At 48.0% G+C, this 10,252-nt stretch carries 13 protein-coding genes; 6 read left to right on the forward strand and 7 right to left on the reverse strand.

Annotated features, from left to right (window positions below; genetic code table 11):
• From KKE17_04955 to KKE17_04975, 5 genes are all read left to right on the forward strand, one after another.
• The coding region (locus tag KKE17_04955; protein ID MBU1709337.1) for an amino acid ABC transporter substrate-binding protein at positions 1 to 1,015 on the forward strand (1,015 nt) is incomplete at its 5' end.
• Between the two features lie 23 nt (positions 1,016 to 1,038).
• The gene (locus KKE17_04960) at positions 1,039 to 3,393 is read left to right on the forward strand and encodes a response regulator (GenBank protein ID MBU1709338.1); all 2,355 of its coding nucleotides are present in this window, start codon (positions 1,039 to 1,041) and stop codon (positions 3,391 to 3,393) included.
• Positions 3,394 to 3,699: 306 nt separating this feature from the next.
• Positions 3,700 to 3,900 (forward strand): cold-shock protein, encoded by a 201-nt coding sequence (locus tag KKE17_04965; GenBank protein MBU1709339.1) that lies wholly within the window; start codon positions 3,700 to 3,702, stop codon positions 3,898 to 3,900.
• A 137-nt stretch (positions 3,901 to 4,037) separates the two neighbouring features.
• Positions 4,038 to 5,744, forward strand: a complete 1,707-nt coding sequence (locus tag KKE17_04970) for a DEAD/DEAH box helicase (GenBank protein ID MBU1709340.1) — start codon at positions 4,038 to 4,040, stop codon at positions 5,742 to 5,744.
• Between the two features lie 238 nt (positions 5,745 to 5,982).
• Positions 5,983 to 6,264, forward strand: a complete 282-nt coding sequence (locus KKE17_04975; GenBank protein ID MBU1709341.1) for an RNA-binding protein — start codon at positions 5,983 to 5,985, stop codon at positions 6,262 to 6,264.
• A 122-nt stretch (positions 6,265 to 6,386) separates the two neighbouring features.
• Here KKE17_04975 and selD read toward each other — a convergent pair whose 3' ends face one another.
• The 7 genes from selD to KKE17_05010 form a co-directional block, all read right to left on the reverse strand.
• Complete coding sequence (gene selD, locus KKE17_04980) at positions 6,387 to 7,376, reverse strand: selenide, water dikinase SelD (GenBank protein ID MBU1709342.1); 990 nt, start codon at positions 7,374 to 7,376, stop codon at positions 6,387 to 6,389.
• 81 nt (positions 7,377 to 7,457) lie between these two features.
• Complete coding sequence (locus KKE17_04985) at positions 7,458 to 7,817, reverse strand: DsrE family protein (protein MBU1709343.1); 360 nt, start codon at positions 7,815 to 7,817, stop codon at positions 7,458 to 7,460.
• 13 nt (positions 7,818 to 7,830) lie between these two features.
• Positions 7,831 to 8,250: a DsrE/DsrF/DrsH-like family protein gene (locus KKE17_04990; protein MBU1709344.1), complete on the reverse strand. Its 420-nt coding sequence runs from the start codon at positions 8,248 to 8,250 to the stop codon at positions 7,831 to 7,833.
• A gap of 37 nt (positions 8,251 to 8,287) precedes the next feature.
• The gene (locus KKE17_04995) at positions 8,288 to 8,533 is read right to left on the reverse strand and encodes a hypothetical protein (protein MBU1709345.1); all 246 of its coding nucleotides are present in this window, start codon (positions 8,531 to 8,533) and stop codon (positions 8,288 to 8,290) included.
• Positions 8,534 to 8,689: 156 nt separating this feature from the next.
• Positions 8,690 to 8,926, reverse strand: coding sequence for a hypothetical protein (locus KKE17_05000; GenBank protein ID MBU1709346.1), 237 nt, complete (start codon positions 8,924 to 8,926; stop codon positions 8,690 to 8,692).
• A 39-nt stretch (positions 8,927 to 8,965) separates the two neighbouring features.
• Complete coding sequence (locus KKE17_05005; GenBank protein MBU1709347.1) at positions 8,966 to 9,142, reverse strand: hypothetical protein; 177 nt, start codon at positions 9,140 to 9,142, stop codon at positions 8,966 to 8,968.
• Positions 9,143 to 9,156: 14 nt separating this feature from the next.
• Positions 9,157 to 9,480 carry a metalloregulator ArsR/SmtB family transcription factor gene (locus tag KKE17_05010; GenBank protein ID MBU1709348.1) on the reverse strand — a complete coding sequence of 108 codons (324 nt, stop codon included), beginning with the start codon at positions 9,478 to 9,480 and terminating at the stop codon, positions 9,157 to 9,159.
• Positions 9,481 to 9,782: 302 nt separating this feature from the next.
• Here KKE17_05010 and KKE17_05015 point away from each other — a divergent pair, with 302 nt between their 5' ends.
• Complete coding sequence (locus KKE17_05015) at positions 9,783 to 10,100, forward strand: metalloregulator ArsR/SmtB family transcription factor (GenBank protein ID MBU1709349.1); 318 nt, start codon at positions 9,783 to 9,785, stop codon at positions 10,098 to 10,100.
• Positions 10,101 to 10,252 lie beyond the last annotated feature (152 nt).

The following is a 10,252-nucleotide window of genomic DNA, read 5'->3' on the forward strand; positions in this document are numbered from 1 at the left end:
AGGCCTGTCCCTCTGGGCCGACAAGACCAACAGTGAAAACGGCCTGCTGGGAAGAAAAATCAACCTGATAATGCTTGATGACCAGAGCAATCCCCAAACCGCCAAGGAACTGTACAGGAAACTGATTACCGAAGAAAAAGTTGACCTGCTGTTCGGCCCCTATTCCAGCACAATCACCGAATCCATCCTGCCGATCACCGAACAGTATGAATATCCCATGCTCCTCACGGGGGCAGCGGCAGACAAACTCTGGCAGCAGGGTTACAAATACGCTTTCGGCATCTTCATCCCGGCCAGCCGCTACAGCCTGGGATTTCTAGAAATGATCGCCATGAACGGACTGCGGAATGTGGCCATTGTTTACGCCGATGATTCATTTTCCACCAACATTGCCCAAGGAGCCAGGGAATGGGGCACCAAGTTCGGCCTCAACATTTCCCTTTATGAATCATTTAAAAAAGGCACCCGGGATCTGACCGAACTTGCTCGGAAAGTGCATGAATTATCCCCTGAAGCCCTGATTGTCTGCGGACACCTGAATGAGTCTGTGGACATGCGCCTGGCCCTTAAAAATATCCACTGGCATCCCAGGGCCTATTTCGCCACCGTGGGTCCTACAATGGAAGTATACGAGGCTACCCTTCAGGCCGACGCGGAACTGGCCTTCTCCTCCTCGCAATGGGAACCGACTGTTCGATTCCAGGCCAACGACCATGAAATCTTTCTCGAACCGTTCCTATCAAGGTATAATGAATTCCCCACCTACCATGCGGCCCAGGCTTTTGCCACCGGCCAGGTAATGGAAACCGCTGTCAACAAGGCAAAGAGTCTGGAGCGGAGTAAAATCCGCGACATGTTGGCCACCATGGATGCCATGAGCATCATCGGGCGCTACAAGGTGGACAAAAACGGCATGCAGATCAGACATTTCCAGGTTACGGTTCAGCGAATAAACGGTAAAAAAGAAATAGTCTGGCCGGAATCGCTGGCCACGGCAGAACCCGTTTTCAAATAATTGATCAGGCTGACACCTCTCCGATGCCCTCATCTCAAGCCCACACCAAATCCCTCGCCTTCAGGATCTTCGTCCCTGTTCTGCTGGGGTTTATTCTGGCTGGGGGCAGCCTGTTTTTCTTTCTTTTCACCTTTCTGTCGGATTTCATGGAAAGCCATATCCGCTCCGACATGGAAAAACATGCAAGCGCCATATACAGCATTGGCGACCAGGGCCTGAACGATCTTCTCAACCAGCGCCGCTCCACCAACAGAATCGCCATCAGAATCGCCCAGGCCAAGGCCCAGGTCCGCGCCGACAACTACATGCGCAGTAACGACCTCAGAGGCGTCATCAAGTCCGGCACTGCTGAAATCTTCCGCTCCGCCGATCTCCCTGGCGCCATGACACATGATCCCGCTGTCAGATACCAGGAAAACATGGTGTATCAGGAGGAGCATAACAGCCATAAATACTATATCTACCATATCGATTTCGAACCCTGGAAATGGCAGATCCTGCTTGTCAAGGATGCGGAAGCCTACACGTTCCTGATCAACAAAATAACGACGGTATACATAGTAATCGCAGCCCTCCTCATCTTCTACACCCTGTTCCTTCTTATTCTCCTCAGAAAATTCATTAACCATCCTGTCAAGCTCATCATAGAAGCGCTCAAGAATGGCAGTCCGCCTCGCTATAAAGGAATAAAGGAATTCACTTTTCTATCCGAAAATATCGCAGACATGATGGAGAAGCTCAAAAAATCCCGGGAGCTTCTTGAAAAACGGGTGGAAGAACGGACAAAAGACCTGATCAGTGAAATCGATAAGCACATTGAGACGGAAAAGACTCTTCGCAAGAGCGAACAGCGTCTTGCCGAAGCGCAGGCAATGGCGCATATCGGCAACTGGGAATGGGACATTGCCACAGATTCCTTTACATGGTCCGAAGAAATTTTCCGGATTTTCGGCGTGGCCCCAGACTCCTTTATACCATCTATGCAACGAGTCACGGAAGCCATCCACCCGGACGACAGGAGTCTCTTTCAAGCAGCTGTGGACAAAGCCCTGAAGGGGCAACACCTCTATGCTCTGGATTTCCGCATTATCAGACCAGGAGGAGATGAACGCACGGTCCATTCCATCGGTGAATTAATCCTGAATGACTCAGGATCCCCATCCAGCATGATCGGCACAATCCAGGACATTACCGAACGGGAAAGAGCCCAGACAGATCACGAGAAGCTTACCCAGAGACTCCAGCAATCCCAGAAACTTGAGGCCGTTGGCACCCTTGCCGGCGGAATTGCTCACGACTTTAACAATATTCTCCATTCCATTTTCGGCCACCTTCAGAATCTCAAAGCGATCGTCCCGGATGATGCTCCAGGTTCCTCCCAGATAGAGGGTATTTCCCTGGCAACCCGACGCGCCGGGGACCTGGTCAAGCAGATCCTCATCTATGGACGCCGGAGTGAACAGAACCGTAAGCCGATTCTGCTCCAGGAACTTATCCGGGAAACATTGCAGCTGACGGTGGGTTCCAAGTCAGAGGGCATCACTATTCATCAAAAAATTGATCCGGATAGCAAACCCATTGACGCAGACGAGACCCAGATCCGCCAGGTCCTGATGAACCTCATTACCAATGCCTGCCAGTCAATGCAACAGGCTGGCGGCACCCTTGAGATCGGACTTGCTTCGATCCGGATCAATGAATCAAAACAGATTCATCCCGACCTTGTACCCGGGCATTATGCCCGTTTTTCAATCAGCGATACCGGGCACGGTATTGATCCTGAAACCCTACCCAGGATCTTCAACCCTTATTTCACTACCCGTACATTCAGTGAAGGCACAGGGCTGGGACTGGCCATTGCCGAGGGGATCATCAAAAGCCACGGCGGCGTGATTCTGGTGGAAAGCACTCAAGGGCAAGGCACCACCTTTCAGGTATACTTCCCGCTTCTGTCCAGCAGACAGACTGTTCCGGCAGAAACCTCAAAGGAACAAACCTTCAGTGCTGCTTTCCAGGGAAGCCGGATTTTATTTGTGGATGATGAAAAGATGAATGTCGAGACCTGGGCAATTGCCCTCAGGAGCGAAGGATTCAAAGTCACCGGCCAAATTGACAGCCGCGAGGCCCTGAAACTCTTTGAACTTTCTCCCCATATCTTCGATCTTGTCATCACCGATCAGAGGATGCCTGACATGTCGGGTCTGAAACTGGCAGAAGAGCTTCTGAAAATCAGGCCGGACATTCCGGTTATCCTTTCAACCGGCTGGAATGAAACTCTGGACAGTAAACAGATCTTGGCCGCAGGCATACAAAAGGTCGTACAAAAGCCCCACGAGATGAAAGATCTTCTCCAAGCCATTTATTCGTGCCTTGCATGACCGACAGTCCCGCATCCGGATCCCGATCCACTGTTCCTGTCATTTCAATCAGATAATTCTTGTGGCGTTACCCCCATTATCCAGTTGTTTGATAAAAAAAACAGCTTGCTTTATTGTGGATATGGAGTATTTTATAAAATTCATTGTAAAGTATTATCTGTTTTATCATGAGAGGCTGCTTCATCCAAATCGCGCAATCTTCTTATATAAGATTTGGCGATTTTTTTGTTTTAACGGTTTCGGGATAATATTTTTGTTTATCAAAAAGGCTCTTAAAAAGAGCCGCGTAGAAAGGAGTAGTTAGAAGTGAATAAAGGTATTGTAAAATGGTTTAACGCGTCAAAAGGTTTTGGTTTTATCGAGCAGGAAAATGGAGCGGATGTTTTTGTCCATCATTCTGCAATTCAATCTGATGGTTACAAAACACTTGATGAAGGTGCATCTGTAACTTTTGAAGTTGTTGATGGGCAGAAAGGCCCTGCTGCAGCCAATGTGGTTCAGCTTTAAATAATTTTCACGATAGTCTCTCGATATGCCCTGCACATCGCAGGGCATTTTTTTTGATCAGCCTGCACCTGCCGTCGCATAAAACGATACCACTGTGCAATTCCCGACTCATTCCTTAGCTCAAAAGAACAAACATTATGAATACATTTGCAGAATTAGGCATTAACCGCGAAATCCTCAAAGGACTCTCATCCCTGGGATTTCAAGATCCAACCCCGGTTCAGTTACAGGTCATTCCTTTAATGCTGGAAAAACAAGTAGACCTGATCGGCCTGGCACAAACCGGAACAGGCAAGACCGCAGCCTTTGGCCTTCCATTGATTCAGTTGATAAACACTAAAAGCATGCAGACTCAAGGGTTGATCCTTTGTCCTACACGGGAACTTTGCGTGCAGGTAGCCAGAGACCTGGAGGCATTTTCCAAGTATGTTGAGGGTGTAAAAATATTAGCGATTTACGGTGGAGCAAGCATTGAGCAGCAGATAACCGCCCTGCGCAAAGGCATCCATATTATTGTTGCAACCCCGGGCCGCTTAAACGACTTAATCAACCGCGGCAAAGTTGATATATCCGGTGTCCGTTATGCGGTGTTTGATGAAGCCGATGAAATGCTGCAAATGGGTTTTCAGGATGAATTAAACGCCATACTGGCCAAGACGCCTTCAGATAAAAATACCTTGCTGTTTTCGGCAACGATGTCGAAAGAAGTTAAAGCGATAGCCAGCAAGTATATGTCTGATGCCGTTGAGATTACAATCGGTAAACGCAATGCCGGTGCCGAAAATGTCCTTCATGAGTATTACATGGTGCAGGCCAAGGACCGCTATCTTGCCCTGAAGCGTATTGTCGACAACAACCCCAAGAATTATTCAATTATTTTTTGCCGGACACGCATAGAGACCCAGGAAATAGCCAATAAATTGATTCAGGACGGCTACAACGCTGATTCCCTGCATGGCGATTTATCCCAGGCCCAGCGGGATCAGGTGATGAAGAAATTCCGCTCCAAGAATCTGCAGATCCTGGTGGCAACCGATGTTGCAGCGCGAGGCCTGGATGTAAATGATCTGACCCATGTAATCAATTACAATCTTCCTGACGATATTTCCTATTATACTCATCGAAGCGGTCGTACCGGCCGGGCTGGTCGCACCGGAACATCGGTTGCGATCATTCACATGAAAGAGCGCTTCAAGATTAAGGAAATAGAATCAAAGCTTAACAAGAAATTCAAACAGTGCCGCATTCCTTCAGGAGTGGAAGTTTGCAGAAAACAACTGGTCAGCCTGATTGATGTGGTTACCAACGTTGAGGTGGACTACGACCAGATTAATCCGCTCTATGCTGAAATCGCTGAAAAGCTTGCAGCCATGGATCGTGAAGAGCTTATCAAGAGATTTGTTTCTCTGGAATTTAATCGGTTTCTGGAATATTACAAAAATGCCCCTGATCTCAATGTAAGTGATGGAGAGAAAAAGCGGCATGGCAAAACAGAACAAAAACGTGGGGAGTCAGGCACCTATGAAAACCGCGGGCAGAAGTTTACCCGGTTTTCGCTTAATGTGGGTCGGCGCGATGGGATTATGCCCCAGGGTCTGATTGGCCATATCAATGGAATTCCCGGTGGTGGGCGCATCAAGGTCGGCAAGATTGAAATTATGCGCAACACGGCCCATCTTGAAGCCGACAGCAAGTTTATTCCACAAATCCTTGCCGCGTTTCAGCATTTCACCATCAACGGCAGAACGGTTACCATTAAAATCGCCAGCGACACTCACGGCACAAGTCGACCCAAACCTGACGCTATACGCCACCGTAAAGGGCGCAAACCAAAGGCTGCATAGAGTACAACTTTAAATAATTACTTTTTCTTCCGGTGAGAAGTCATGACCGACAAATCTAATTTTGCATCATACCCTGTCGGGTTAAAGTCAGTAAATACATTCAATCGTGTTATGGGGTTTGGCAGCACATACCAACTGATCTCTGGGTAAAATTCCCAAAGTGACGGTCACCCCCGGCACAATAAGCAATTACAGTTGCAGCAAATCATGGTGCAGCTAAATTTTTAGGAGGGTGACAATGAATATCTACGTTGGACAACTGCCATACAGTGTAACCGAAGGTGAATTACAAGAACTTTTCACAGAGTTTGGTGAGATTGCCAGTGTTAATTTGGTCATGGATCGCTATTCAGGAAGACCAAAAGGTTTTGGTTTTATTGACATGCCGAACAATTCAGAAGCAGATACCGCGGTAAAAACCTTGAATAAAAGCATGTTTAAGGGAAGAGAGATAAAAGTAAACCAGGTGCAGCCCGTACGCGGCAAAAAACATTTGAAACGCCGCCCTCGAGACTATTAAACGCCACACGAAAAAAATATATAAAAAAGCCCGGAACCTTGAATGGTCTCGGGCTTTTTTTATGTAATATACACTGTAACGATACAGCTGTTTTTCTCACCAAACACAACTGAAAAATAATTCTACATCACATCAATCCCCACCGGTGCATCCACCACCTCGCCAATCTGTACTGCCGCGGCAACCCCTGCCTGATGCAAAGAGGCAATCACGTCCTTTCCCTGACTTGCAGGAACGGACAACAGAAGCCCTCCCGAGGTCTGAGGATCATACAACAATTCTTCCTCTGCCGAGGAAAGACTTACCCCCATTTTCATGTGATGCCTGCTGACCATGGCGCGATTCGCCTTGTTGCTGCCGGTGGTTTCTCCCTTCTTATACATGGCAAGGGCGCCTGGGAAAAAAGGCAAGGCCTTGTGATACAGGATAACTCTTGCGTCGCTTCCATGGGCCACTTCCAGCAAATGACCCAGAATCCCAAACCCCGTAATGTCCGTACAGGCATGCAGCTCAAATTTCAAGGCTGCTTCCATGGCCGGGCCGTTCAGTGCGGCAAGGGCCGGCAGGATATCTTTTTCAAGGTCCGCATAGGGAAATTTACCGGACCGCGTCGCATTAAAAAGCACCCCTGAGCCAAGCGGCTTGGTAAGAATCAGTACATCACCTGGCCTGGAGCCCGCATTGGTAATGATCCGGTCCGGGTGGACAATGCCGTTCACACACAGGCCGTATTTTGGTTCTTCATCATCCACGGTATGCCCGCCCACCAGGCATGCCCCGGCCTCAACCACCTTGTCATGGCCGCCACGCAGAATATCTTTTAACAAACCCATATCCAGCTGTTTGGACGGAAACATCACCACATTCAAGGCGGTGATTGGCCTGCCACCCATGGAATAAACATCCGAGATCGAGTTTGCTGCAGAAATCTGTCCGAACCAGTAGGGATCGTCCACCGGCGGAGTAATGAAATCCACCGTATTGATCATGGCGATCTCGTCTGACAAACGATAGACTGCGGCATCGTCTGCGGTTTCAATACCAACCAGCAGATTCGGATCATTCGGTTTGGGCAGTCCTTCAAGCGCGTCCGACAGAGCCGTCGGACCGATTTTTGCCGCTCACCCGCAGGTGCGGGAAAGCCCGGTAAGGGTCTTTTTCTTAAATATGGCCATTGTATGGTTTCCTCCTGCCTATAAGGTTATCGTCTCTCTATCCATCATTTCGCCGGCAATGGTTGGGATATGAACAATTTTAACACCCTCCACAAGATCATCTTCTGTGATGTTATATGTTTTAGCACAGGCACCGCATAAAAACAAAGGCACCTTTTCCTCCAATAAGGTCGGGAAAAGATCCCGCACCGGCGCGAAATTCTTTCCTTCAATGGTCTCCACCACCCCCTTTTTGGCGAGCATTGCCCCTTCAAAAATGAAGAATATGACCAGGTCAGCCTCCTCGCTCAACAGCGATACCGCCATGGCAATGGCGGCATTGGCACGATCATGGTCATCTGTTGAATGGGTGATAATCAGTACAAATTTCTTGCCCATGCCTGTCTCCTTATTAAAAAACAAGATTCATATCCGCCAACATGACAATATCGGTGTAATAGGTTTCCGGGTCAGCAAGAACGACACCTTCGACAAAGTCGTCATCCCTGAATTCAAAAACATTCTTGTTGAGTGGGCATGCCAGGAGGCGCGCGCCCTCCATGTGCAGCATGAGCAGCATGTCCTCCGGCATGGGAAGATTCATCTGCTCCATGCGCGCCATGACCTTTTGCTGCTCTGCCTCCGGCTGGTCAGGGAGGCATTTGAGCTCCTTTATCTTTTCCTTATGTACAGCGTTGATCCCCCGGGAACCGAAGAACACCGTCACCTCAGCCCCGGCCCGCTGCAGGCTCAGGGCGGTCATCAGGCCGTTGAACACCTGACAGAGTTCATCATGAAAAATCATGATCGATGCTTTTTTGTGAACAGTCATGACGCCACCTCCTTGATTTTTCCAACTTTTAACATGATCAACCAAAAATCCGCCTGATCATGCCTTTCTTCTGAGGGGCAGGCAATCCCAACTGCTTACAAATTGCCGCTTCAACTTCATGATCATCAACATCTTTTCCCTCTGTGACGATCTCATTCCCAACCATGATCGCCGGAGCAACCGGCAAATCAAAGGCAAAATATTCATCGGTGAGATATTCCCCTTTTGGCCTGGAGGTCACTTCTATTTCAACGTCATACTTTTCGCCCAACCTGGGCATCATTTTCTGGAAGTGCTTTCACGGGCCGCCATTAGGCTCATTCATGAAAAAATGTACTTTCAGCATATCGATTCCTGTTTCCGCAATTTTATGTATTTTTTAGTAAAAAATCATCCAGCGCTGCACTGATCGTGAGCTTTCCTTGTTCCCGCAGCCGTGTCAGTGAATTTTCTTTTCACGTTTCAACTTAGCAAGCAGAAAATTAGCTCCACTCTTGGAAAGACCTAATTTTTCGACGATTTCCAGGACGCCGGCACCAGGATTATTATGGAGAAAACCAATAACTTCTTCCTCCATTTCATCAAGCCAGCTGTCAAACAAGATCAGGATATCAGGATGGGCGACAGCCTGCAGTTGTCTCGATTGGGCAACCTTATCAACCAGGGTTTGGCACATTTTTGTTGGATCGACACCTTCGTCCATGCATTCCGCCAGTCAGAGATTGACCATACTGGCTGTCTTGTCTGAACCGCTCCGGTCAATGAGACCCATTACAAAATCCACCCGCGCCCGATCATCAAGATGGGAAAGATTTTTTCTGATAATCGGCGCTAATTGTTCCAGAACATCAGATGGTTCCATTTTATCCAGTATGTTGTGAATTTCTTTCATAAACCATTCCCATTTCAAAAGGTTGTCCGGTTTGCCAGAAGATCAGAGGCAAGCCCGCTGAGTCCTAATAAGATTTGCTGAATTCGCTGGTCGGCCAGTTCATAATGAATAAACGGCCCCTCCCTTTCCACTTTAACCATCAGGCACCGCTTCAATTCCTTTAAATGGTGGGAAACCAGCGGCTGGGAAATGCCCAGTTCCTCAACAATTGCCGAAACGGTCTTTTTCCCTTTGGCCAAGAACAGGATAATTCTCAAACGATTTTCGTCCGACATGGCTTTTGCCAGCATTGCCGCGCCGTTAAGATTCGCCTCTTTTGAATAATCCGCTTGTGACATATCCCAACAGTCCTTTTTCGAAAACTATGGCCGGCAAACCTGATGAGCAGGTAATAACTCGTTACAGCATCAGGTCCACCTAGTAAAATCAATAGGTTACAGGGCAATAACCCGGTGAACGAGTGGTTTTTAACGAACTCATCAAACCTCCAATGAATAATTTGCAGCCATCCATATAAATATATGTTTATATGTTTGTTCGGGCCCTGTCAAGTTTTTATTGACAAAAAAAACAAGATCATGGAAAACATATGAGCAAGCACTCATGTGAGCGGCAACAAATATCAAGCTCGGGCGGGGACATGAAGGAATTAGCGCAATTTATTAAAATACTGGGTGATACAAACAGGCTGGCAATTATTTTCGCCATTGGCAACCAGTCGCTGTCGGTCACGGAAATTATCACAGAAACCGGGCTGTCGCAGACCCTGGTATCCTTCCATTTACGTGCCATGCGCAGTGCGCGCGTCGTCCAAACCCACCGGGATGGCCCCTTTATCTTTTACAATCTCACAGACCTGCAACTCATTAACATTCTAGGAGATTTGGCTCAAATCGCCGGACTTGATGATATAAGACCAGAGACTTCAGTCTCATTACAAATTGCACACCAGCGCTAAAGGCAGAGGATCCTCATGAAGAAAAAACTTATTTTTGTACTGCTCAGTTTATTGGTTGCCGCGAGTACTGTCTGCGGAGCTTCTCCTGCAGACTTCACCTTTACCGACCTCAACGGCAAAACCTATACTGCCGCGGACCTCAAAGGAACCCC

The sequence above is a fragment of the Pseudomonadota bacterium genome (assembly GCA_018823135.1).
Classification (GTDB): domain Bacteria; phylum Desulfobacterota; class Desulfobulbia; order Desulfobulbales; family CALZHT01; genus JAHJJF01.

Excerpts from the sequence above, each read along its gene's own strand:
- KKE17_05005 (MBU1709347.1), bottom strand. The coding sequence starts at position 9,142 with ATGAAAGAAATTCACAACATACTGGATAAAATGGAACCATCTGATGTT.
- KKE17_04960 (MBU1709338.1), top strand. The coding sequence starts at position 1,039 with ATGCCCTCATCTCAAGCCCACACCAAATCCCTCGCCTTCAGGATCTTC.
- KKE17_05010 (MBU1709348.1), bottom strand. The coding sequence starts at position 9,480 with ATGTCACAAGCGGATTATTCAAAAGAGGCGAATCTTAACGGCGCGGCA.
- KKE17_04975 (MBU1709341.1), top strand. The coding sequence starts at position 5,983 with ATGAATATCTACGTTGGACAACTGCCATACAGTGTAACCGAAGGTGAA.
- KKE17_05015 (MBU1709349.1), top strand. The coding sequence starts at position 9,783 with ATGAAGGAATTAGCGCAATTTATTAAAATACTGGGTGATACAAACAGG.
- KKE17_05000 (MBU1709346.1), bottom strand. The coding sequence starts at position 8,926 with ATGTGCCAAACCCTGGTTGATAAGGTTGCCCAATCGAGACAACTGCAG.
- KKE17_04990 (MBU1709344.1), bottom strand. The coding sequence starts at position 8,250 with ATGACTGTTCACAAAAAAGCATCGATCATGATTTTTCATGATGAACTC.
- KKE17_04985 (MBU1709343.1), bottom strand. The coding sequence starts at position 7,817 with ATGGGCAAGAAATTTGTACTGATTATCACCCATTCAACAGATGACCAT.
- KKE17_04970 (MBU1709340.1), top strand. The coding sequence starts at position 4,038 with ATGAATACATTTGCAGAATTAGGCATTAACCGCGAAATCCTCAAAGGA.
- KKE17_04995 (MBU1709345.1), bottom strand. The coding sequence starts at position 8,533 with ATGATGCCCAGGTTGGGCGAAAAGTATGACGTTGAAATAGAAGTGACC.